The organism is Nocardioides sp., assembly GCF_036405735.1.
Taxonomy (GTDB): Bacteria; Actinomycetota; Actinomycetes; order Propionibacteriales; family Nocardioidaceae; genus Nocardioides.
Genome location: NZ_DASWXC010000053.1, coordinates 24517 through 47129, shown reverse-complemented (window position 1 = coordinate 47129; position 22613 = coordinate 24517). Strand labels below are relative to the sequence as shown.

Genomic DNA, 22613 nt, shown 5'->3' with positions numbered 1-22613 from the left:
TACGGCGGCGGGGCTCCGGCCGCGCCGGCGAACGACCCGTGGGCCACGCCCGGCGTCGGCTCCGAAGAGCCGCCGTTTTAGCCGCCCGCTGCCGAGCGAAGCGAGGCAGCGGCAAGGCGGCTAGGTCGAGCAGCGCCCACGACTGAGCGAAGCGAAGTCGTGAAGGCGCGTGTCGAGACCCAGTCCAGCCAGCGATCGATCTACCTCAAACCGAATAAGACCGAATCCTCAACCATTCCGACATCTCGTCGGGCTTCTAGAAAGGAAGCACCACAATGGCCAAGGCAGTGATTCGCAAGCCGAAGAAGAAGGTTTGCCAGTTCTGCAAGGAGAAGGCGACCGGCGTCGACTACAAGGACGCCACGCTGCTCCGCAAGTTCATCTCGGACCGCGGCAAGATCCGCGCCCGTCGGGTGACCGGCAACTGCGTCCAGCACCAGCGCGACGTGGCGATCGCCGTCAAGAACGCCCGTGAGGTTGCTCTGCTGCCCTACACCTCGACCGGTCGCTGAGAGAGGAGCTGACACATGGCTACCAAGATCATTCTGACCCAGGAGGTCCCGGGCCTCGGCTCCGCCGGTGACATCGTCGAGGTCAAGGACGGCTACGCCCGCAACTACCTCGTCCCGCGCGGTGACGCGATCCGCTGGTCCCGTGGTGCGGAGAAGCAGGTCGACTCGATCAAGAAGGCGCGCGCCGCTCGTGCGGTCCGCGACCTCGACCACGCTGGCGAGATCAAGGCCAAGCTCGAGGCCGCTCCGGTCCCGGTCAAGGTCCGCGCCGGCGACGGCGGTCGCCTGTTCGGCGCCGTGACGGTCACCGACATCGCCACGGCTCTCACCGAGTCGACCGGCGAGGCGATCGACAAGCGCACCATCGCGCTCGGCAACCCGATCAAGGCGCTCGGCTCCCACCAGGTGTCGGTCCGGCTCCACGATGAGGTGTCCGCCACGGTGGCCCTCAACGTCGTGTCTGCCTGACGCGTCTGACGCACGCGAACGGGGTCGGTCCTTCGGGACCGGCCCCGTTCTGCATGAGGCTGCCGTCCGGTGGCCGAACGACTGACGCGAGGTCAGACCTGCCGGAGCTTGCGGCGCAGGGCCCGTGTCTCGAGAGGGCCGAGGTCGGAGAGCAGCGCCACGACGGCGGCGAGGCGATCGAGAGCGCCGAATGCCTGCTGGGCCGCCTCCGGGTCCACACCCTCGTAGAGCTCGAGGCCGACGAAGGACGCACTCACGGCGCGGGCCAGCCCGGGTGCGTCGACCAGGTCACCCAGCACGGTCGCGGCCAGCAGCCGGGTCAGCACGGTCTCGACCTCCGCGACCCACAGCCGCAGACCGGACGCGGTCGCCGCGGCGAGAGCCGGGTGTGACGCGGCCCCGGCAAGCAGTTGGCCGAGCAGGGCGACGTACCCGGCGGCGCGCTCCTCCTCGTGGATCCGACGCGCGACGTCGACGAGGTCCGACAGCGTCGCCACCTCGCTGAGTGCGCCGCGGTGGGCTTCGATCCGCTGGCGAGCCCCCTGCTCGCAGGCTGCGGCAAGCATCTCCTCAACCGTGCCGAAGTGATAGAAGACCAGCGCCTGGTTGACGCCGGCTGACGCTGCCACGGTGCGGGCCGAGGTCTTGGCGATGCCCTGCTCGGCGAGGACCCGCAAGGTGGCGTCGAGCAGCTTGTCGCGGGTGGACCGGGAGACCGTCACATCCGTGATTCTTCCCGAACTGGTCGCAGGCCGGCCCGGAGACCCAACGCCGCGGCGTCGACGTACTCCGTCCGGAAGGTGCCGTGGTAGCCGAAGATGCGGCCGAACCACGGGTGCGCCACGCTGACGCTGATCCGGAAGCAGTCCCCGGCGTCGTCGTACCGCTCCCGCACTGTCGCCTCGGCGGCGAGCAGCCTCGGGATCCGCAGGTCGACGGCTCGCTCACGTAGCCGGTGCTCGCCGGACCGGATCACCAGACCGCCGGCGGCGTCGACGGAGAGGTGCAGGTCGGAGGCGAGATGTTGGTGCGTGCCCAGGTAGTCGACGATGTGTCGGCCGCTCGGGGCGAGCACCATCTGGGCGTCGAATCGTCGCGGCCGGTCGGGGAAGCGGAATGTCCGCACGAAGCTGACCGTCTCGCGACCGAAGTCGTCGACGTAGGGCACGTTCTCGATGGTGAAGGGGATCGCCTGACCGGTCTTCGCGACGAGCACGTTCCTGGTGCCGCCCAGCGTGACGAAGGGCCGTGCCCAGGGCGCATGCCACACCTTCGTCATGGTGCCGGTCCCGATGCAGGCCTCTCCGGAGTCGAGTCCCACCGAGAAGCGGCGCTGGAGCGCGGGGTGCAACCGTTCGAACTCGCTGCCGAGCACGGAGCGGAAGATCGAGGTCATCGGGACTCCAAGCTGTCGGCGATGCGGGGCGCCCGGACCGGTCGGGACGGCCGGCGCCGGCAGCGCCGGGCGGCCGGACTGGTCCGTGTCGGAGGGACGAGCAGCGCTGCGGGCAGGGCGAGCAGTGCGAGTGCGGGGTGGAGCGTGGCGGCGAGGCCGACCAGCGCCAGCCGCAACACGACCTCGGCGAGACCTCTGTTGCGGGACCGCTCGGGCGTCACCCCGGTCTCCAGCCAGATGCGGAGCCGGTCGAAGGACCACGCTGTCGCCCAACCCATCAGGGGACGGACGACGAGCGCGTCGAGGACACGCCCGACGACGCCCCACCGCGGCCGGTAGTCGTACCCGGTCAGGAAGCGAACGGCGTCGCTGGCCGGCTGATAGCGCCAGTAGCCGGAGCCGGTGGCGATGAGGGAGAGCGGGTGGCCGGAAGCGAAGCGCAGCGCGCTGGTGCAGCCACCGTCGGGGCGATGGCGCTCACCGGTGTTGACCCCGTCGCCGCTGACGGTCAGGAAGGGGAGCAGCCGGGTCGCGTACCTGAAGCGCTGGTGCCCCCGCTCGTCGATGCCGCACGGCGTGATGCTGCTGAAGCGCAGGTCCCACCGTGAGTGCAGAGCAGGGTCCTGACTGTGGGACCACAGGGCGTCCAGAGACGCAGCGACACGTGTCTCGACGTAGAGCGGTGAAGGCATGGAGCCTCCTTCATTTGAGCGATTGCTCAAACGGTAGCGACTGTTTGAGCGATCGCTCAACACCAGCGGCAGGCTGGTCTAGCGCGCCCCCGCGCCGGGTCAGAACCGATCGGCGATGGCGGTGAGCTTGGCGACGTACGCCGGCCAGTCGACGTCGTCGGGGATGTTGGGCGCCTCGGGGTTCAGGCCGACCGCCCCGTCGATGTGCTCCCGGATGATGTCGGCCTGGCCGGCGTGGCGGGAGGTGTCGTCGATGACGCGGATCAGCACGTGCGCGAGCGTGACCTCGGCGCGTTCGGCGGGCCACCACGGCACCCGGCCACGGGCGTCGAGAGGGAGGGCGTCGATGGTCTCGTCCGTGAACGCCCGGACCCGGCGGTAGAGGTCGAGGATCCCCTCGGCGGTCTCGTCGGAAGTGGCGTACCAGTCGGCCTGCGGGTCGGTGTCGAACAGGTCCAGCGGGACCAGCTCGTGCGGCGTGGGGAACGGCCGGCCGAAGGTGAGGCCCAGGTAGCCGTACTCGCAGTTGAGGACGTGCTTCACGATGCCGAGCAGGTTGGTGCCGGTGGGCGTGCGCGGCAGGCGCAGCTCCCGCTCGGGCAGCCCCTCGAGGTTCATGACGAGTCCGTCGTGCGCTCGCTGGAGGTAGGAGCGCAGCGCAGCCTTGGGGTCGGTGAGATCGTCCATGGCCCCACGCTAGGCCGTGACGTTAGGCAGGGGCGCCCAGCACCAGCCAGGCGTCGCTGCGGGCGCGGCGCACCAGCACCACGAGCCGCGCACCCATGAAGACGGCGGAGAAGGCGATCCACACGACCACCAGCGAGGGATGGAGCAGCAGCACCACCGGCGTGTAGACGAGGAGGGTGACGATCCCACCCCAGGCCAGGTAGCGGCCGTCGCCCGCGCCGATGAGGACGCCGTCGAGCACGAACACCACGCCGCACACCGGCTGGCCGAGCGCCGCGACGAGGAGCACGGGGACCAGCAGGTCGCGTACGGCGGGGTCCTCGGTGAAGATCGCGCCGAGGAAGGGGCTGGCCGAGGCGAGCAGCAACCCGGTCACCACCCCGGCGACCACGCCCCACCACACCATGCGGGCGGTGACAGCACGGGTCCCAGCGGCGTCGCCGGCGCCCAGGGTGCGGCCGGTGATCGCCTGGGCCGCGATGGCGATCGCGTCCAACACGAACGCCAGGAAGGTCCACAGGGTGAAGGCGACCTGGTGGGCGGCCAGGTCGGTGGCCTGCCGGTCACTGCCGTCGAGAGCGATCAGCGTGACGGCGTACGTCGTCACGAGCAGCGCAGCGCGCAGCGTCAGCGTGCGCACCACCAGCGGCACCGCCGCCCGGCCGGCCTGCCTGATCCCCGGCAGGTCAGGTCGCAGCGAGGCGCCGTGCCGACGGGCGCCACGTACGACGACCCCGACCAGTGCGCCGGCCGCGAGCCACTGCGCCAGGACCGAACCCATGGCCGAGCCCGCGATGCCGAGGTCGAGGCCGTAGACCAGGAGCAGGTTGAGCACCACGTTGAGGACGTTGGCGAGCACCGCGACGACCAGCGGCGTGCGGGTGTCCTGCAGGCCGCGCAGCACACCCGTGGCGGCCAGCATCAGCAGCAGCGGGGTGATGCCGAGGGCGGCGATGCGAAGGTACGTCGTGGCGTGGTCGCCGACGGCCGCTTCGGCACCGACCGCTGCGACGAGCGGGCGCGCGAACGCGACGCAGGGCAGGGTGACGAGGACGCCGATGCCGACCGCTAGCCAGAGCCCGTCCACGCCCTGCGCGATCGCGCCGCGGAGGTCCTGGGCGCCGACGCGGCGTGCGACGCTGGCGGTGGTGCCGTAGGCGAGGAACACGCACAGGCCGACCACGGTCTGCAGCACCACGCCGGCGATGCCGAGGCCGGCGAGATGGGTGGTGCCGAGGTGCCCGACGATCGCGGAGTCGGCGACCAGGAAGAGCGGCTCGGCGACCAGCGCGAGGAAGGCCGGTACCGCCAGTCGCCAGATCTCCCGGTCGTGGCTGCGCCCCGCCTCGGACGCCGCCGGACCGATCGGGAACCGCATGTCGCGAAACCTACCCAGCCGCCGCCTGCCGTCCCGCGGGTGGTCATCTCGGGTAGCGGTGGATAACTACCTCGGACCTGTGGATCTGGGACGGTCCCGGGTGCTTTATCGACAATCCGGCGCCCAGCGGGCACGTGGCCGCGAGGTGAAGGACAATCGACTCGAACTATTTTCGGTGCACAGCCCGGTACAGACGTTTTCGCAGGTCAACGACGTGTTTGTCGCGCTGGCAGCGAGCGATTCCACAGGATGCTCCCCACGCTGTGCACATCTCACCGCGTGTCGTCCACGGGGCACGGCATGTTATCCCCAGGTCCCTGTGGACAAGCCGGTGTCGGAGCGGTCCGAGCACGACATATGGTCCGGGGGTTCGTACGGCCGAAGGCCGCCGGTCGGCGACCGCGAACCACGATTGTCGGTGCCTCTTCCTAGCGTCGGGCACGGCAGGAGCAACGACCCCCAGGGAGCCTTGAGTTGAGCGTCACCGAGTCCGACGCGCGGGGACTGCCGGAGCCGCCGTTCGACGACTGGGGCGACGGTCCGGTCCCCTACGAGCCGGGTGAGCGGCCGACCTCGCCCGGGGATCGCACGCCGCCCCACGACATGGCGGCCGAGCAGTCGGTGCTCGGCGCGATGCTCATCTCCAAGGACGCGATCGCCGACGTCGCGGAGGTGCTGCGCGGCGTCGACTTCTACCGTCCGGCGCACGAGACGATCCACGACGCGATCATCGACCTCTACGGCCGCAACGAGCCGGTCGACATGGTGACCGTCGCGGCCGAGCTGCAGCGCGCCGGCGAGCTGCAGAAGATCGGCGGCGCGCCGTACCTCCACACGTTGTCGGCCAACGTGCCGATCGCCGCCAACGCGGGCTACTACGCCGAGATCGTTCGCGAGAAGGCGATCCTGCGCCGGCTCGTGACGGCCGGCACCAAGATCGTGCAGATCGGGTACGCCGGCGAGGGCCATGTCGACGACATCGTCGACGAGGCGCAGGCCGAGGTCTTCAAGCTCACCGACAAGCGGTCGAGCGAGGACTACGCGCCGCTGAGCGACATCATGAACGGCGTCCTCGACGAGATCGAGGCGATCTCCAACCGCGAGGCCGGCATCTACGGCGTCCCGACCGGCTTCGCCGATCTGGACGAGCTGACCAACGGCTTCCACGGCGGCCAGATGATCATCGTCGCGGCGCGTCCCGCGATGGGTAAGTCGACGCTCGCGCTCGACTTCTGCCGGGCTGCGTCGATCCACAACGGCCTGACCAGCGTGTTCTTCAGCCTCGAGATGGGGCGCTCGGAGATCACGATGCGTCTGCTGAGCGCCGAGGCGAAGGTGCCGCTCAACCACATCCGCAACGGCAACATGACCGACGAGGACTGGACCAAGCTGGCCCGCAAGATGGGCGAGGTCTCCTCGGCGCCGATGTTCATCGACGACAGCCCGAACATGACGATGATGGAGATCCGGTCCAAGGCGCGCCGCCTCAAGCAGCGCCACGACCTCAAGCTCATCGTGCTCGACTACATGCAGCTGATGAGCTCCGGCAAGAAGGTCGAGAGCCGCCAGCTGGAGGTCTCGGAGTTCTCCCGCCAGATCAAGCTGCTGGCCAAGGAGCTCGAGGTGCCGATCATCGCGCTCTCGCAGCTCAACCGTGGTGCCGAGCAGCGCGCGGACAAGCGTCCGATGGTCTCCGACCTTCGCGAGTCGGGGTCACTCGAACAGGACGCCGACATGGTCATCCTGCTCCACCGCGACGACGTCTACGAGAAGGAGTCGACCCGCCCCGGCGAGGCCGACCTAATCGTGGCCAAGCACCGTAACGGCCCCACCCGGGACCTCGTCGTGGCCTTCCAGGGTCACTACTCGCGCTTCGTCGACATGGCGCACTGATGAGACGCGACGCCTTGATGTCAGTGGTCGCGACACCGCATGTCAGTAGGACGGCGACACTTCGTTGTCAGTGACGCGACATCTGGTGTCAGTGCCCCTGTGGACAAACGACATGGGGTGTCAGTAGTGACATCGAAGTGTCGTTCATCCACAGATTGTCAGTGCGTACCGAACGGCGATTGGTGCCGCAAGAGCCCTCCGTCGGAGGTGCGAAGTTCCTCAACCGGCCGCGAGCGAAGCGGCACTCGCCTCAGGCGCGCGACTGCGTTGGGGCGAGCGATGAGCGCCCCTGTTCGTCGGTGGCACGCACTAGGGTTGTGCTTGGCATTGGCCTACCGCGACATCCTCGGCAAGGTCGTCCATGAGGGAGGTGCCGGAAATTAGTTCGGGACGGGCGTTGGCGCGCCCGTCCCGATAGAGGCTGCTAGGCAACCGTCGTGCACTTCGGAGCCTACGGCCTCGCTTGACCCTGAACAACATCGAGCGAGAGGTGCCTTCATGGCCATCCGTATCACCCACATCCGCCTGTCGGGCGGGACGAACCACGAGCACATCGAGCATCTGTGGTGGACCAATCCGAGTACCGGGCAGACCGGTGACAACACCCGTGGCGCAATCGTGTCGTGGATTGAAGACGAGAGCGGCAAGGCGTACGTCGAGGATGCCGCCGGACACCGTGCTGACGTGGGCGTGGTGAAGCCCCAGTTCGGGGCCAAGTACCTGCGTACGTACGCCGACGGACAGTGGACCAACAACCTGCTGTCCCTGCCTCGGCGCTGAACCTCGACCAGCGCGACCCGCTGTCGCTGCACTCCGCTCCGGCAGCGGGTCGCTCTGTCCTCACCCTCCCGATTGGAGACGAAGTGTCGACCAAACTGATTGCCTACGACCTCAACGCCCCTGGCCAGAACTACGACGACCTCATCGAGGCGATAAAGGGGCTGGGTGCGTGGTGGCATCATCTGGACTCGACGTGGCTCGTTAAGAGCGACTTGAACACCTCAGACATCCGTGACCGGCTGGCGAAGCACCTCGACAGCGGGGATGAGTTGCTCGTAGTCAATGTCACGGGGGACCCGCGTTCGTGGCGAGGGTTCAACGACCGAGGAAGCAAGTGGTTGAAGGAGACCTGGGACTGAGTCCGAGCGTGCGCTAACCGTAGGCGGGTTGGTCACGACCGGACGAGGTACGAGTGGAGCGGCTGCATACCAATCTTCGTCTTGGAGCGAAGATTGGTGCGCAGCGAAGTCCGCCGAGTATCTGCAGTCCCACCCTTGGTTCCAGAGGAACGCTTCGAGTGCTTCGTTGGTGAAGGCGGGTTGCTTGGCTCACCCGCTCACGGTGCTTGGCGGAATCCGGCGAGCATGGTGAGCGCTTCGTCGGTTGAGTCGTCGCTGTTTTCGCAGTCGTGGTACTCGTCGAGGGTGACCCCGGCACGCAGGTAGGCGATGACCCGGTCGGCGGGGAGGCCGGTGGCGAGCCATTCGATGTCCTGGTGGGTGAGGTTGATGACCGTCTGTGCCTGTTCCGGGGTGTAGTGGCGGTCGTAGAAGCAGATGGCTTCGGCCGCCTCGAACCCTTGTGCGTGCCAGTCGATGGCTTGGTCGAGTGGGATGCCGTGGTCGTCGTAGGCGATGGCTTCGGCTGCGACGATGGACGAGCCAGCCGTCCAGGTGGAGGCGTCGGCCCACGCTTCGGCGTCCGCGCGTGAGAAGCAGGCGTCTAAGAGCATCGCGACGATGACTGACCTGTCGGTGGGTGGGAGCCAAACGCTCTGCGTGAGGATGGTCATGGCTTGTTCTCCTGGTTTCCCTGCGTAGGGGTGGCAGTCGGGTACGAGTCGTGTTCGGCTTGTTCGGGGTGCGGGTCGTGGCCTTGGTCGTGCAAGAGCCGGAGGTCGGTCTCGGTGAGGGGGGTGCGGGCTTGGTCGGCCCAGTGGGTGTGCATGGCGCGTTGCCTTTCGGTGAGGCCGTTGTGCGCGGGAGCCTTGGGGTCGGCGGCTGATGGCACCGCTTAGAGGAACGCTTCGAGTGCTTCGTCGGTGAAGGCTGGCTGCTTGGCTTGGGTGAGGACGCCGAGGTTGACCATGCCCCCGAGGGTGAGGAGCCGTTGGCGGGCGGACCGGTTCACGGTGACCTCCTGCCCGGAGATGAGTTGGTGGGCAGCCCGGTAGTGGTGTAGTTGAGCCCGCGCTCGTAGACCTTGCGGCTGGTGAGCGCCTGGTGGGCGTCGAGGTGGTCGTTGATGGGGGTCACGAAGAGTTCGCCGTGGCTGGTGTTCACCGACAGCCCGGCAGGGTGGAGGCGGCGGTTGGCTTCGGTGGCGGCGGCGTAGGTGCGGTCGAGGGTCCACTCGAAGGCTTTGGCGATTTCACGCGACCGCCGCCGCGTTCCCCTGGCTCACCCATGCACCACGGCTCTACTACTGGGGAGACATCGACGCCCACGGCTACGAAATCCTCAACGGCTGGCGAGCCGACGGCGTACCCGTCACCAGCATCCTCATGGACCCCGCCACCTACGCCACCTACGAGCCGTTCGGCACCAACACCGACAAGAACAACCAGCCCCTCGGACCCGGTGTGCCGAAGCCGCTGCCGTGCCTCACCGACGACGAACGCACTGTCTACGAACTCGTGCTCGCCGAGAACCACAACGGGCACCGCCGTGTCGAACAAGAGCGCATCCCGCTCCGAGTCGCCCATGAGCGCGTAGAAACCCGCTCATGACCGGGACAGACGGACACACGAGCGGTGGCTACGAGTACAGCAAACTCACCGTCGCCATCGACGACAAGCAATCCCCACTGCGCCGCTATCTCGACAGCACCTACCCGAATACGCGGCTCATCACCACCCCGCACTCCCAAACGAGCCCCGACATCGTCGTGCCCGGAACGCCCGGCGTGAACCCTGGAACCATCGGCACCGCGTTCGACGTGCTCATCGGGCTCCGCTACCAGCCCAACACCATCCCTGGAACCGCACGGCACTTCGCTCGCTGTAAGCCCGACCTGTCCGACGCGTGGGCCAACATCCTCAACCTCGTCGCCGAAGAACCCACCCTCATCGAAGCCGCGGCCTGGGCCTACGCCCTCGCCATCGAGGCATACCGCTCACCGGTGACCCCGTACGCCATCGACGACCTCCTCAACGAGAAGGGCGGCTTCAACGAGCACGACCTCCTCGCAATCGCCACCGCCGACGCCGTCGAAGAACTCGCCACCCTCGAAGAACTCGCCAAAACCAACCTCTACCCCCGCATCGGCATCCCTCCCGAATCCGACCCGACCATCGAGCACGGATGGCGACGCGTCGCTGCCTGGTCCGACCCAAACCCAGGCGATGACCCCAACCACCACCGCCGGTTCGGCCCCACCTTCACCGCATCGGCCCTCTGTCACGCAGACGCGGACCTCATCCACAACGGCACCCTCTACGAGTTCAAGACACGACTCGGCACCAAGAAGCCAAACGGGGCACGTGTCGACGTCCTGCCTCTGATCGACCTGTACCAAGCCGTCGCCTACGCCCTCTTCGACACCCACAACGCGTTCGGCATCACTCATATCGCCATCTACTCCGGCCGCTACGGACGCCACACCAACTGGCCGCTGGACGACCTCCTCGAAACACTCGCAGGGCGCACCATCAACATCGCCCAGGAGCGTGCGACTGTCTGGCACTTGTTGGGCGGCAGCACGTAGTCCGGGCGTTCCCCATTGGCAGCGCGACACCCGCCACTAAGGCAGCCCGTCCTGCCGGGAGCCAGGGTCTACGCGCAGACCCGTGAAGACCGCGCTGCGAGCACACCGGCTGCTTTGCAGCGCGTCAGGAATCCGCGACCACAGTCGGCGTGTCCTACCGCAGAACGGGTGAGGGAAATGCTCACCTTTAAGGTACGACGCAACCGCGCCGCACCAGACAGGCGTCTCTTCCCCACGCCAACGGCCCTGGGGAGCCTGCATGCCCGGTACATTCGGACCCCGTCTCAACGGCGGTGCCCCGCACGTTAGTGACCTAACACGGGCCACCGACGCAGGCTCGCCGTACCGGCACTGCCTCGCCGCTGAGCCCCGCCCAGGTGCCGGTGCCGACGCGCGATTGCGCACCTCCTCGGCCCACTCATCCACGAGAACCTCACGCCGAGGCAAGCGCCGAAGGACCACCACGCCTGCCGTGATTCAGCCCGAACTGTCAGTGGCGAGCAGTAAGTTTCCACACGGCTTGACCTGGGCTGATACGTCGCAGTCGCGCAGGAACTTCGAAGCGACGCACGAGGGGGACCAAACATGATCGGCGGACGGTCGAAGCGGACGACCCAGCAAGCATCGACGCTGAGTGCTGGGTCTGACCTCATTCTGGACACCGCGCTCCGGGACGCCGGGCAGGACCGCTTTGACCACGAGGCCATTGCCCGCGTCGTCGCTGACCTAACTCTGAACGCGACGCCGCCAGTCAACATCGCCCTCTTTGGCCCCTGGGGATCCGGGAAGTCCAGTTTCTTCGGGCTGCTCGACGAACGACTGGCCGACTCCGGTCACAAGGTCAAGGTCGCACGGTACGACGCATGGAAGTACGGAGGCCGTGCCCTCAAGAAGCACTTTGTAGGCAGTGTCGCCGAAGCCCTCGACCTGGGCGGTGACGACTTCGACGAACGTCTCGCTCACGACCAGGAAGTTGTCCGGCTCGACCTCTGGTCCTGGGCCAAGGAGAACAAGGTCTCCCTATTCGTCGGAGCGGGCCTCGCAATCTGTATCGCTCTCGTCTGGTTCTTCCTCGTCAGCCTCTTCATGTGGGTTGTCGACCGCGACGGCGGGTTCAGCAATGCGTCCAAGAGCGCCGTGACGACCGTCGGCACCGTCCTGTCGCTGTCCTTTGCTGCCCTGGTGTTCGGGCCGAAGGTCCTCGAATCAGCCGTGGTCAAGGTCAAGGAAGCCGCTCCAGAGACCGACGACGAGTTCGCCAAGTCCTTCAAACTCCTCGTCGACCAAGCGATTAACACCCAGAAGGGCGAACGGCTCGTCGTGTTCATCGACGAACTCGACCGGTGCAGCCCCAAGGACGTGGTCGCCACCCTCATCGACCTCAAGACCTTCCTGGATGTCGAAGGTTGCATCTTCATCGTCGCTGCCGACCGGGAAGTCCTCGAACGCTCCCTGCGGGAAGTACCTCAAGCGAACCCTGTCCGCGACGAAGACCCCTACTACTCGACCCCTGGCGCGTTCCTCGACAAGATTTTCCAGCACCAGATTCCGCTGCCGCCGCTCCGTCCTCAGGCGCTGACGCGATTCGCCCGCGAACTCGTCGAGACCCAAGGCGGTCTATGGGAAGACCTCCGGGCTGCCGAGCCCGACGATCGACTTTTCCTCCGAGTCGTCTTCGCGCTGGTCCCAGTCCACGTCCGCAGCCCGCGGCGCGTGAAGGTCTTGCTCAACAACTACGCCACAAACGTGCGCATTGCCGAAGCGCGCGGCATCAACTGGGCCGAGCGCGCCACGGAACTCGCCTGCCTGACAGTGCTCGAAACCGAGTTTCCGGCCGTCGCAGCAGACCTTGTCCGCATCCCTCGCCTCCTCGCATATCTAAGAGGCGAGGACTACTCGACAACGTCGAAGGAAGTCCAGCGCGTTGTCGAGGGCTACCGCCTCGGCGCGGTCGCCCAGGACATCGACGCCGACACAGCGGTGCCCGAGGACACCCAAGCAGCCGGGGCACTGCTCGTCGACCATGCCGCCGACCCCGAAGCCAAGAACAGGGCGAACCGGGTCCTCAATGCGCACATGCGTTCGTACCTCCGCAAGATCGCAGCCCAAGACATCCCCGACCCTCGTCCCGACCTCTTCTACCTCCAGTCGGCAGGACAGAACGACGGACTCACCGACCCCGACCTCGGCTACGCCATCGACTTCGCAGCCGACCTCGCCCCAACCGAAGTCGTCGAAGCATTCGCAAACCAGCCCTCCGCAACCATCGCCACCGGAGTCCGGATGCTCGTCCAGCAAGCCGAAGCCGAGCGTGGCCCCGGCCGCACCAGCATCGTCGAAGCCGCCTGCCGCCTCGTTGAACGCCTCGACCGCGACGACCTCGAAGCCATCGCTCCGGTCGCCGCGGGAGGCGTTCTCGCCGACGTCGACAGCCCCGACTGGAGCCGCGAAGCCACGCCTGGCGCGCTACTTCTCGGCGTCATCGGAGCACGCTCCGACCTCATGAGCCGCCTCCTGAGGCGAGACCCAGCGCGCGACCTCGCCAAAGACGGCCTCCTATCGCGCCTCAGCCCCGTTCTGGCGTTCGCGAACGATGAGCAGGCCGCACTCGTACACGCCATGCTCGGAACTGCCTACTACCGCTACCCACAACCGATGCATGACGCACTCAACGCCCTGCCGCTGGACCCCGCGCTGCGACTGTGGGCGGCCACCGCAGTCCACGTTGCCGATGCCCTGACGGACCTTGTCCCCACGCCCAAGGTCGTCACTCCGGCCACCCAAACGACCGCAGCCGCGAAAGCCGTCGAGGAAGACGAGGAAGACGACAAACCCACTGACACAGCGTCCGAACGGTTCGCGGCCCTCCTCACTGCAGTTGAAGGGCGCAGCGACGGTGCCGGGGCGCTGGCCTCCCAAGTTCTCGAACTGGGTCAACGCTCCGACGACAAAGAGGTACGTACCACTGTGCGCGCCCGCGAAGACGACGCCCTTGCCCTCGTCACAGACCGCGCGCGATTGAACCTCCACGCGCTGCTGGGCATCGAACGCGCCCCCATCGGAGACGTGTCCTTCTGGACAGAGAAACTCTCCGATGCCGAGACGCACCCCGAGCACGCACTACGTGCGTTTAAGCGAGTCGTCAACGCACTGGACGACGCCAGCGCCGATGACCGCACCGCAATCGCCGAGGCAGCGACCGTCCTCATCTCCCATATGACCAACGCCGAAGCACCGCAGGCAGGAGCGGCATTGACCGCTGCCGTAGACGCTTTTGAATGGACCGACGCCGACCAAGAAAAAGAGCGCGACATCGTCTACGGCATCGCCAATGACGCCCGCCCGCTCCTCGGTGACCAGGATGTAGACGACATGCTGGCCAAGGGCATCGCGGACGCACTCAACGCCGCAGCCGCCGAAGGTGCCCTCATAAAGGAAGCCGTCAACCGGACGACCCACCTCACGTCATCCAGCGCCGCCCGACTCGAAGAACACCTGGCCTCGGCTACCGCAGCGCCCGTCGCGACCCTGCGACTCCGGCTCGCTGCAGCCTCCCGAACCGGCACGAACATCACCGCAGCCGACCTCCTCGCAGTCAAGGACGAAGAAGCAGTCGGCTCCGAACCGGTCAGCGAATGGCTCGGCCTTCGACCCGGCCTCGCCGAGGTCACGAAGGTGCTCAATGGCGGCATGAGTGTCTACATCGAACCGCTCGGCCGGTACGCGGCCACGCTGGACATCGACGACCGCACCAACCTCTGGATCTACTGCGAGCAAAGAGGTCACAAGAACCTAACGCTCAGGCACGTCGGATCTGCAGGCGTCGCGTCCGCCGCGATCGAGCACATCGCAACGAAGGTCGCCGCTGCGACCCAACAGACCAAGCGCGATGACCTGATCGCGCGACTGCTGGAAGCCAAGTTCACCGAACAGCCAGCCCACACAGCCGCAACCGACTTGGCTCAGCAATTGCTCGCCACCGGCATCAACGGCGACGCAGCGCTTGCTGCCCGAGTCGCCATCGCCAGCGGAGGAGCCGCATACGGCAAGGTCGTCGCCATCCGCAACGCTTTCGACTCAGTCGTCGCAACTAAGCCGAAGGCCATCCCTAAGGGCGACCAAGACCGCCTCCGCACCATCAACCTCCTAAGCAGGCCCAAGAAGACCCAGAACAAGGCGGCTTCGGCAGTCAAGGGAGCCATCGACAGCATCTTCGGCGGGCAGGACAGGTAGAACGAACCCTGTGGACGAACGACATGACGTGTCAGCGGTGACACGTCATGTCGCGACGACTGTCAGATACATGTCGCACTACAACTGAGCGCTGCCTGAGCGCAGGGAGGCTCGGCATCCGACACCGACGTCTGCGCTGGTCTGCGGGCTACTCCGACGCGACGATGTCGGGGAAGCGCTTGCTCAGGGCGTGCTTGAGCTGAGGGTCGTCGACGGCCTGAGCCAGCATGGTGGCGAGCGCTCCGAGAGCCTCGGCGTCCGGCATCCGGCTGGACACCGCGTCGAGGTACTCGGCCTCGATCTCGGCGACGCCGTCGGCCAGTCGCTTGCCCTCGTCGGTGAGTGACAGCACCAGGACGCGACGATCGGCCTCGCTCTCGCCGCGTGCGACCAGGCCGCGGTCGGCCAGCGTGCTCGTGAGACGACTCGGGCTTCCGCTCTCGCACACCAGGTGTCGGCCGACCTCTCCGACCGTCAGCGGACCGAAGCGGTCCAGCACGCGCAGCGCCTCCGCCTGGGACGCCGTGAGGCCGAGCGGGGCGAGGGCAGCGTTCAGCCGCCGCGCGCCCTCGCGTTGGAGGGCGAGTACGGCGAACCGGAACACGTCAGCGGCGTAGGTCGACGACACGTCATCGATCTTACGGGCCGCCGCACAGGGCTCGCCTCCCCCGGGATCGCCGGCCAGCGGCAGGCGCCACGAGGCGGGCATGCCAACCCGAGGCGAACTCTGGGCGAATCGCTTGACAGCGGCGAGGCAACCGCCCCACAGTATCGATGACACAACATCGATGTTACGTCATCGATATCCCGAGGATCGGGTTCGGGCCGGGCGGTCAGCGCGGCGCTGAGGCCGGTCGTGAACCGATGAGGAGAAGGCAGTGAGTGCCACCAAGACGCAGGAGCGCAAGACGGCGGAGCAGACGCTCGCGCCGATCGAGGAGATCGTCGAGGAGATCGCCCGGGGAGGCATGGTGATCCTGGTCGACGACGAGGACAGGGAGAACGAGGGCGACCTCGTCATGGCGGCGTCGGCCGCCACGCCTGAGGCGATCAACTTCATGATCTCCCAGGGGCGCGGCCTGGTGTGCATGCCGATGACGGCCGAGCGGGCCGCCGAGCTGGACCTGGGCTCGATGGTGGAGTGCAACGAGGACGACTTCGGGACGGCGTTCACCGTGAGCATCGACGCCCGTGCGGAGCACGGCGTGACGACGGGCATCTCGGCGGCCGACCGCGCGACCACCGCGGTGCTGGCTGCCACCCACGGCGTGGCGAGTGACTTCAACCGTCCCGGCCACCTCTTCCCGCTCATCGCCAAGGACGGCGGCGTGCTCGAGCGCATCGGGCACACCGAGGCCGCCGTCGACCTCGCCCGGCTCGCCGGACTGCCGCCCGTGGGCCTGATCGTCGAGATCGTGGGCGACTCCGGCGAGATGCTGCGGCTTCCCGACCTCATCCCGTGGGCGCAGGAGCGCGGCATCCTCATCTCGACCATCGAGCGGCTCCAGGCCTACCTGCGGGAGAACGCTCTCGAGAAGGTGGGCTGAGGCATGGCGACGCCGTTCGACCTCCGCCACGTTGCGGTCCGCCGTGCGAGCCGGGGCCAGATCCACGCCGGGGTCCGCCGCCATCTGACCTACGTCGCCGGGCTGGAGAACATCCCGCTCGAGGGGCCGGTGGTGCTGGTGGCGAACCACTCCAGCTACGCGGACCACTACTTCATCCTCACCCTGATCGACGCGCTGCGCGGCGACGGTCCCGGCGGCAACACGTGGTTCCCGACCAAGGCGGAGTCCTTCCAGAGCCGGTTGAGCCGGCTGTGGCACGACTCCTGGTTCTGCTACCCCGTGGACCGCTCGGCGCCGGGTGAGGAGGTCTTCCGCAAGGCCCAGGAGATCCTCGACCAGGGCGCGGCGCTGTGCCTGTACCCCGAGGGAACCCGCGGTGACGGCGCCGAGCTGCTGCCGTTCAAGTCGGGCGCCTTCCGCATGGCGCTGGCCGCAGGAGCACCGGTCGTGCCGATCGCGCTGGGCAACCTGCACCGCGTCATGCCCAAGGGGGCCCGTCGGCCGAGCCGGGAGAACGGGTACGTCGTCGTCGGCGAGCCGCTCACCGTGCCGGACGACACCTCCGAGCTGCACAAGGCCGCGTCGCAGATGCGCGACCAGGCGCGCGAGCGCATCGAGCAGCTGCTGGCGCACGGAGCCACCGCAGCGGCGGACCGGACGAGCGTGGAGGCTGCGGCCGCCGCGATCGCCCGGCTCGTGCACCAGCGGCTGACGCGCGCCATGAGCGAGGACGGCCGGGTGGACGACGACACCGCCGACTCGGCGGCCCTGCTGGCCGAGCTGGGCCTCCGGATGGCACCGGCGCAGGTCGACCTGCTCGCCCAGCAGGCGCGCTGCCGCGCACTGGGCGCGCTCAACCGGCCGGCGCCGGTACGCCTCGTCCGGCTGGCCGGCGTGGCCAAGGACGTGGACCGGGTCCTCGAGGACGCCCCGGACCATCCCTTCGCCCACTACCTGGCCGGAGCGTTGCGCGGCCGGCTGCCGCGCTGGGCCGGCGGATCCCGTGCCGATGCCAAGGAGCACTTCGCCCAAGCGGCGCAGGACCCCGCCCTGGCATCCAGGTCGCTGGTGGCGCTCGCCCAGCAGCAGATCGCCGAGGGTGACCACGCGGGGGCCGCGACGTCGCTGGCGGCGGCCGAGCAGGCCATCGCCACTACGGACGCTCGCGGCGAGATCCGCCGCAACCGGATCTCGCGGCTGCGTTCGCAGCTGACCGCCGCCTAGCCGCAAAGGATCGACCATGTTCAAGCCAAGGTTCACGCGCGCGTCCATCGCCCACCCACGGGCGGTGATCGGCGGGTGGTTGCTGCTGGCCGTCATCCTGGCGCCGTTGGCGGTGCTCATGCCGCACGCCCTCCAGGCCGGCGGCTTCAGCGACGAGCGTGGCGATGCCGCGCGCGGGGAGTCGCTGGCCCGCGAGCACTTCGGTGACCCCCGGACCACCGCGGCGATCGTGATCGACGCCCGAGGTGGCCAGGTCGACGACTCGACGATTGAGCGCGTCGCCCGGGCCGCCGCCGGGGTCGCCGGTGTCGAGACGACCGTGGACTACCGCGACCTGCCCGCCCTCCGCTCGCAGGATGCCTCGACGGCCGTGGTCATCGCCAACTTCCGCACCGGCAACACGGCCACCCAGAACGCGATCCCCGAGCTGCGTGAGCGCGCGCGGGATGCGGTCGGCACAGCGCGGGTGGCCGTGCACGTCACCGGGCAGGCGGCGCTCGACTACGACCTCAACATCGCCTCCGAACGCGATGCCGTCCATGCGGAGCTCATCGCGTTCCCGCTGCTCGTGGTCGTGCTCCTTCTCGTCTACCGGGCCGTAGGCGCCACCTTGATCACCCTGCTCATTGCGGGCATCTCACTCGGGGTGGCACGGGCGGCGGGCTTCCTGCTGGGACAGTGGCTCGACATCTCCAACCTCTACACCACGGGTGTGTCCCTGATCGGCCTGGCGGTCGCGGTCGACTACTCGCTGTTCATCATCAAGCGGTTCCGCGAGCATCTCGACGCGGGCCTGACGCCGGCGGAGGCGGCGACCGTGGCGTCGCGCACCGCCGGGCACGCCGTCCGGTTCGGGGGGATGGCGGTCATCGTCGCCCTGGCGGCTCTCTACCTGGCGCGGAACATGGTCTTCTCCAGCATCGCCACCGCGGGGATCATCGTGACCCTGACCGCGATCGCCCTGACCACCACCTTCCTGCCCGCCGTGCTCACGCTGCTGGGCCGACGCACGTTCTGGCTCCCGCTGCCCAGCCGGCGGACGCGGGACCGCGGCGACGCGGCGGTCTCGTGGGCGATCCGCTGGAGGCTGCCGATCCTGGCGGTCCTCGTCGCGGCCCTGCAGCTGCTCGCCGTACCCCTCCTCGGCCTCACGCTCCAGGTGCCGGTGGCCAGTGCCTCGATCCTGCCGCCCGGCACCGACTCCCGTGCCGGCCTGGAGGCGCTGAACAGCAAGCTGGACTCGGAGGCGCTCTTCCCGCTGCAGGTCATCGTGTCGGGAAGCTCCCCGCAGGGGGTGCTCGCCCACGCCGCGTCGGTGGCCGAGACCGCCGCGGCCAACCCGCTCGTCGCCAGGGCCGACGGCCCCGGCGAGGGTACGGCGGAACAGGCTGCCCAGCTCGCCCTCTCCGGAGAGCTGCGACAGCAGGGGACCGTGGTCGCGGCCCAGGACGGGACGACCACCCTCGCCCGCGTGCTGGTGGTCTCCCGGCACGCCCCCGACTCCGATCAGACCCATGAGCTGGTGGACCAGCTGCGTGCCGCCTCGTCGGCGCCCGGCGTCACCACGGTCGTCACCGGAGCGACCGCGATCGGGTCGGACTTCGACGCGATGGTCACGACGTCGATCCCCTGGATCGTGCTCAGCGTCGTGGTGCTGACGATCGCACTGCTCGGCCTGGCGTTCCGCAGCGTGTGGATCCCGATCCTGGCGCTCGGACTCAACGGCCTGGTGGTCGGAGCCTCCTTGGGCTTCCTCACCGCACTGTGGAAGGTCGTAACGGACGAGAACATCAACAGCGTCACGCCCATCGTCATGTTCGCGATCATGTTCGGCCTGAGCATGGACTACATGGTCGTCATGGCCTCGAGGATGAAGGAGGCCTACGTCGAGTACGGCGACCACGACCGTGCCATCACGGAGGGAGGCCGGCGTACGGCGGGCCTGGTGACGTCGGCGGCCGTCATCATGATCGCGGTGTTCCTCTCCTTCCTCGTGGCGGAGATCAGCATCGTGCGGCAGCTCGGGATCGGACTGGCCGTGGCCGTCTTCCTCGATGCGGCGATCATCCGGCCGTTCCTGATGCCGGCCACCCTGTCGCTGGCCGGACCGCGGATCTGGGGACGGACCGCCGCGGCGCCGGACCCGGTGGCCCCCGACGCGCAGCCGAACGGCGAGCCGGAGCTCGAGAGCAGCGGCAGCTCGAGGTGAGCGGGGCGGGCATCGGTCCGAGGGCCTCCGACGACTAGGACCATCCTCCAGGGCGCGGCTACCATCGAGGCAGCAGAGGGTTTCACGCGTCTTGGAGGTGGGTTCGGCGCGTCGTTCCGACGCACCCGAAAGGCCCACCCCGTGTCACCTCTCGCCAGCTATCGACGGCTCTTCCAGCTTGCCGGCCCGGCGTACGTCGTCGTGGCGTTCCTCGCCCGGCTGCCGCTGGCCATGAGTCAGCTCGGCACGCTGCTCCTGGTCTCCGACGCGACCGGCAGCTACGGGCTGGGCGGGCTCTCGGCTGGCGCGCTCGCCGTCGCCAACGCGGTGGGGGCGCCGTTCGCGGGGGCGCTCGCCGACCGGGTCGGCCAGCGTCACGTCGTCCTCGTCCAGTCGCTGGCGGGCGCCGTGGCGCTGACCGCCCTGGTGGCGCTGGTCCACCGTGGCGCCCCGGACGCCGCCGTCGTCGCGGTCGCGGCGCTGGCCGGCCTGAGCATGCCCCAGGTGGGCCCACTCGCCCGGGTCCGCTGGCGGCCGATCACGGCAGCGACCGGCCCCGAGCAGCGCCGCCTCGTCGACGTCGCGTTCTCCTACGAGGGCGCCGCGGACGAGGCGTCCTTCGCGCTGGGACCGGCCCTGATCGGCCTCGGTGTGGTGGCGATCTCGCCGGGCGGCGCGCTGCTGCTCGCTGCGGGTCTGCTCGCGGTGTTCGGCACCGGCTTCGCGCTGCACCGCTCGGCCCGCACGGGCGGCAGCGCCGGCCTCGCGGAGCACGCCGGGCGGCTGCTGACACCCGCGGTCGTCGTGCTGGCGCTCGCCCAGCTCCTCATCGGCTCGCTCTTCGGCGCCACCCAGACCGGAACCACCGTGCTGGCGACCGACGCCGGACAGCCCGGCCTCGCCGGTCTCGTGCACGCCACGTTGGGGCTGGGCAGCGCGCTGGCCGGCGTGGCCACCGCCTTCATCCCGGACCGGATCACGCTCGAGCGCCGGATCCTGATCGCCGTGGCGGCGCTGCTCGCGCTCTCACTCCCGTTGCTGGTGGTCGACGGCCTGCCGACCCTCGTCCCCGTCGTGGCGCTGCTCGGCTGTGCGGTCGCGCCGTTCATGATCGGCGTCTTCACGTTGGCCGAGCGGGTCGTCGCGCCCGGCCGGGTGGCCACCGCCATGACGATCCTCGCCAGCGCCACCGGGCTGGGCTACGCCCTCGGCTCCTCGGTCGCCGGCCGGCTGGCCGACCACCACGGCTACACCGCGGCGTTCGCCGTGACCGTCTCGGCGATGGTGCTCGGCCTCGGGCTCGTGGCGGGATCCCAGCGTCGCCTCGCCGCGGCGGTCGCCGAGCGGGTCGGCGCTCCGGCGGTGCCGAGCGTCGCCGGCGTGCCGGGCTGACGACCCCTCACCCCTCCTCGAGCGCTACTAGCACCTCGGCGTTGTGGCGGTAGCCGATCGCCTCGTAGCCCAGCACGGTGACCCAGGGTGTCGCCGCCAGCACGAGCACGCACCACACGACCCCGAGCCCGAGGGCGGCCAGCACCACCGACAGCGCGAGCACGGCCACCGACAGCGTCACCAGGAGGAAGTGGAGCGGGTCGACGCTGCGGCTGAACGCGGCGTACAGCGCGTAGAACACCAGCAGGTACACCCCGGTGGGGACCGCGATCGTCAGCATCGTGGCCACCAGCGACAGCTCGCTGTGGTGCTCGAGGTAGTACGCGGCGACGTGGAGCCCGGCACCGATCGCCACGATGGCGCCGAAGACCAGCATGTGGCCGTAGCCCCAGCCCAGGGAGCGCGAGCGACGGGCGTGCAGGATGGGGCCGTGGGGGATCACGAAGTAGGTCCACCACAGCCCGAAGGTCAGCGCGGTGCCGGCCAGGGCGAGGACGGCGATGTCGCGGGTCAGCCCCTCGGTGGCGAGCGCCGTCAGGCTCGCCATCGTGCCGATCATGCCCTCGCCCAGGGCGATGATCACCATCAGCCCGTAGCGCTCGGCGATGTGGTGGGCGTGCCACGGCGTGCCGCCGTACCTCCGCTCGGCGAGCGCCGGCCCGCCCATCTCGACCACCAGCGGGACCGCGATGAGCGCGAAGGTGAGGGGCACCGAGAAGTCGAGGACGGCCAGCGCGCACCACAGCACCTGGGCGGCGGTGATGGACGCGAGGTAGCTGCGGTGGGCGGCGCGACGTCCGCGGTCGTGGCGCCACGCGCGTGACCACTGGGCCAGCATCGCGACGCGCATGACGACGTAGCCCCACACCATCACGTCGGCCTCGAGCGTCTCCCCGTCCTCGATCGAGCCGAACATCTCCGGCAGCCCGAGCGCGAAGACGAGCACGCCGACCATCTGCAGCATCGTGGTCAGGCGGTAGAGCCAGTCGTCGGTGTCGTACGCCGAGGCGAACCACGTGAAGTTGATCCACGCCCACGAGACGCCGAACGTCGCGAACCCGAACCCTGCCAGCGCGCCGGTGACGTGACCCTCGGCGAGCCCGTGGGCCAGTTCGTTGGCCGCGGTGCCGAAGGCGACCACGAAGGTCAGGTCGAAGAGCAGCTCCAACGGGGTCGCGGCGCGGTGATGCTGCCCCGGGTCGCGCCCCGACATCCGCTGCTGTCGGTGCCGCAGCATCCGCTCGACGGCGGATCGG

Annotated in this window: 20 protein-coding genes and 1 pseudogene; 12 read left to right on the top strand and 9 right to left on the bottom strand. The window is 68.7% G+C overall.

What is annotated here, in order from left to right; genetic code table 11:
- The first annotated feature begins 275 nt into the window (after positions 1-275).
- Both rpsR and rplI read left to right on the top strand, forming a co-directional pair.
- On the top strand, positions 276-512 hold the full coding sequence (rpsR, locus tag VGE38_RS07930) for a 30S ribosomal protein S18 (protein ID WP_008355445.1): 237 nt from the start codon (positions 276-278) through the stop codon (positions 510-512).
- 15 nt (positions 513-527) lie between these two features.
- Positions 528-980, top strand: a complete 453-nt coding sequence (gene rplI, locus VGE38_RS07925; protein WP_331141992.1) for a 50S ribosomal protein L9 — start codon at positions 528-530, stop codon at positions 978-980.
- Positions 981-1072: 92 nt separating this feature from the next.
- On the opposite strand, the gene VGE38_RS07920 is transcribed toward rplI, so the two are convergent.
- The 5 genes from VGE38_RS07920 to VGE38_RS07900 all read right to left on the bottom strand — a co-directional run bounded on the left by VGE38_RS07920 (position 1073) and on the right by VGE38_RS07900 (position 5133).
- Positions 1073-1702 (bottom strand): TetR/AcrR family transcriptional regulator, encoded by a 630-nt coding sequence (locus VGE38_RS07920; protein ID WP_331141991.1) that lies wholly within the window; start codon positions 1700-1702, stop codon positions 1073-1075.
- Entirely contained in the window at positions 1699-2376 is a 678-nt protein-coding gene (locus tag VGE38_RS07915) for a DUF4166 domain-containing protein (protein ID WP_331141990.1), read from the bottom strand. Before VGE38_RS07915 ends, VGE38_RS07920 begins: the two co-directional genes overlap by 4 nt.
- Positions 2373-3068: a hypothetical protein gene (locus tag VGE38_RS07910; RefSeq protein WP_331141989.1), complete on the bottom strand. Its 696-nt coding sequence runs from the start codon at positions 3066-3068 to the stop codon at positions 2373-2375. Before VGE38_RS07910 ends, VGE38_RS07915 begins: the two co-directional genes overlap by 4 nt.
- 99 nt (positions 3069-3167) lie before the next feature.
- Complete coding sequence (locus VGE38_RS07905; RefSeq protein WP_331141988.1) at positions 3168-3755, bottom strand: DinB family protein; 588 nt, start codon at positions 3753-3755, stop codon at positions 3168-3170.
- Between the two features lie 22 nt (positions 3756-3777).
- The gene (locus tag VGE38_RS07900; protein WP_331141987.1) at positions 3778-5133 is read right to left on the bottom strand and encodes an MATE family efflux transporter; all 1356 of its coding nucleotides are present in this window, start codon (positions 5131-5133) and stop codon (positions 3778-3780) included.
- A gap of 474 nt (positions 5134-5607) precedes the next feature.
- On the opposite strand from VGE38_RS07900, the gene dnaB reads away from it, so the two are divergent.
- From dnaB to VGE38_RS07885, 3 genes are all read left to right on the top strand, one after another.
- Positions 5608-7026, top strand: coding sequence for a replicative DNA helicase (dnaB, locus tag VGE38_RS07895; protein WP_331141986.1), 1419 nt, complete (start codon positions 5608-5610; stop codon positions 7024-7026).
- Positions 7027-7524: 498 nt separating this feature from the next.
- The gene (locus VGE38_RS07890; RefSeq protein ID WP_331141985.1) at positions 7525-7806 is read left to right on the top strand and encodes a DUF3892 domain-containing protein; all 282 of its coding nucleotides are present in this window, start codon (positions 7525-7527) and stop codon (positions 7804-7806) included.
- 83 nt (positions 7807-7889) lie between these two features.
- Entirely contained in the window at positions 7890-8165 is a 276-nt protein-coding gene (locus VGE38_RS07885) for a CRISPR-associated protein Cas2 (RefSeq protein ID WP_331141984.1), read from the top strand.
- A gap of 197 nt (positions 8166-8362) precedes the next feature.
- Here VGE38_RS07885 and VGE38_RS07880 read toward each other — a convergent pair whose 3' ends face one another.
- Complete coding sequence (locus tag VGE38_RS07880; RefSeq protein ID WP_331141983.1) at positions 8363-8818, bottom strand: hypothetical protein; 456 nt, start codon at positions 8816-8818, stop codon at positions 8363-8365.
- Between the two features lie 334 nt (positions 8819-9152).
- The gene (locus tag VGE38_RS07875; protein ID WP_331141982.1) at positions 9153-9308 is read right to left on the bottom strand and encodes a hypothetical protein; all 156 of its coding nucleotides are present in this window, start codon (positions 9306-9308) and stop codon (positions 9153-9155) included.
- Between the two features lie 110 nt (positions 9309-9418).
- Here VGE38_RS07875 and VGE38_RS07870 point away from each other — a divergent pair.
- The 3 genes and pseudogenes from VGE38_RS07870 to VGE38_RS07860 all read left to right on the top strand — a co-directional run.
- Positions 9419-9754 (top strand): annotated as a pseudogene (locus VGE38_RS07870) (Wadjet anti-phage system protein JetD domain-containing protein); the annotation flags it as partial.
- Positions 9751-10731: a hypothetical protein gene (locus VGE38_RS07865; RefSeq protein ID WP_331141981.1), complete on the top strand. Its 981-nt coding sequence runs from the start codon at positions 9751-9753 to the stop codon at positions 10729-10731. The pseudogene VGE38_RS07870 and the gene VGE38_RS07865, both read left to right, overlap by 4 nt.
- 585 nt (positions 10732-11316) lie before the next feature.
- Positions 11317-14964, top strand: coding sequence for a KAP family P-loop NTPase fold protein (locus VGE38_RS07860; protein WP_331141980.1), 3648 nt, complete (start codon positions 11317-11319; stop codon positions 14962-14964).
- A 148-nt stretch (positions 14965-15112) separates the two neighbouring features.
- On the opposite strand, the gene VGE38_RS07855 is transcribed toward VGE38_RS07860, so the two are convergent.
- Positions 15113-15592, bottom strand: a complete 480-nt coding sequence (locus VGE38_RS07855; protein WP_331141979.1) for a MarR family winged helix-turn-helix transcriptional regulator — start codon at positions 15590-15592, stop codon at positions 15113-15115.
- A gap of 250 nt (positions 15593-15842) precedes the next feature.
- Here VGE38_RS07855 and ribB point away from each other — a divergent pair, with 250 nt between their 5' ends.
- The 4 genes from ribB to VGE38_RS07835 all read left to right on the top strand — a co-directional run bounded on the left by ribB (position 15843) and on the right by VGE38_RS07835 (position 21357).
- Positions 15843-16511, top strand: a complete 669-nt coding sequence (ribB, locus tag VGE38_RS07850) for a 3,4-dihydroxy-2-butanone-4-phosphate synthase (protein ID WP_331141978.1) — start codon at positions 15843-15845, stop codon at positions 16509-16511.
- Positions 16512-16514: 3 nt separating this feature from the next.
- Entirely contained in the window at positions 16515-17756 is a 1242-nt protein-coding gene (locus VGE38_RS07845; RefSeq protein ID WP_331141977.1) for a lysophospholipid acyltransferase family protein, read from the top strand.
- A 16-nt stretch (positions 17757-17772) separates the two neighbouring features.
- Positions 17773-19965, top strand: coding sequence for an MMPL family transporter (locus VGE38_RS07840; RefSeq protein WP_331141976.1), 2193 nt, complete (start codon positions 17773-17775; stop codon positions 19963-19965).
- A gap of 141 nt (positions 19966-20106) precedes the next feature.
- Complete coding sequence (locus VGE38_RS07835) at positions 20107-21357, top strand: MFS transporter (RefSeq protein ID WP_331141975.1); 1251 nt, start codon at positions 20107-20109, stop codon at positions 21355-21357.
- Positions 21358-21364: 7 nt separating this feature from the next.
- Here the strand turns inward: VGE38_RS07835 and VGE38_RS07830 are convergent, their stop codons facing one another.
- A complete protein-coding gene (locus VGE38_RS07830; RefSeq protein WP_331141974.1) occupies positions 21365-22594 on the bottom strand; it encodes a low temperature requirement protein A in 1230 nt (409 codons plus the stop codon).
- Positions 22595-22613: the final 19 nt, after the last annotated feature.

Bases quoted from the DNA above. Each gene is read 5' to 3' on its own strand.
- rpsR (WP_008355445.1), top strand. From the start codon at position 276: ATGGCCAAGGCAGTGATTCGCAAGCCGAAGAAGAAGGTTTGCCAGTTC.
- rplI (WP_331141992.1), top strand. From the start codon at position 528: ATGGCTACCAAGATCATTCTGACCCAGGAGGTCCCGGGCCTCGGCTCC.
- VGE38_RS07915 (WP_331141990.1), bottom strand. From the start codon at position 2,376: ATGACCTCGATCTTCCGCTCCGTGCTCGGCAGCGAGTTCGAACGGTTG.
- VGE38_RS07910 (WP_331141989.1), bottom strand. From the start codon at position 3,068: ATGCCTTCACCGCTCTACGTCGAGACACGTGTCGCTGCGTCTCTGGAC.
- VGE38_RS07905 (WP_331141988.1), bottom strand. From the start codon at position 3,755: ATGGACGATCTCACCGACCCCAAGGCTGCGCTGCGCTCCTACCTCCAG.
- VGE38_RS07900 (WP_331141987.1), bottom strand. From the start codon at position 5,133: ATGCGGTTCCCGATCGGTCCGGCGGCGTCCGAGGCGGGGCGCAGCCAC.
- VGE38_RS07890 (WP_331141985.1), top strand. From the start codon at position 7,525: ATGGCCATCCGTATCACCCACATCCGCCTGTCGGGCGGGACGAACCAC.
- VGE38_RS07880 (WP_331141983.1), bottom strand. From the start codon at position 8,818: ATGACCATCCTCACGCAGAGCGTTTGGCTCCCACCCACCGACAGGTCA.
- VGE38_RS07865 (WP_331141981.1), top strand. From the start codon at position 9,751: ATGACCGGGACAGACGGACACACGAGCGGTGGCTACGAGTACAGCAAA.
- VGE38_RS07860 (WP_331141980.1), top strand. From the start codon at position 11,317: ATGATCGGCGGACGGTCGAAGCGGACGACCCAGCAAGCATCGACGCTG.
- VGE38_RS07845 (WP_331141977.1), top strand. From the start codon at position 16,515: ATGGCGACGCCGTTCGACCTCCGCCACGTTGCGGTCCGCCGTGCGAGC.
- VGE38_RS07840 (WP_331141976.1), top strand. From the start codon at position 17,773: ATGTTCAAGCCAAGGTTCACGCGCGCGTCCATCGCCCACCCACGGGCG.
- VGE38_RS07830 (WP_331141974.1), bottom strand. From the start codon at position 22,594: ATGCTGCGGCACCGACAGCAGCGGATGTCGGGGCGCGACCCGGGGCAG.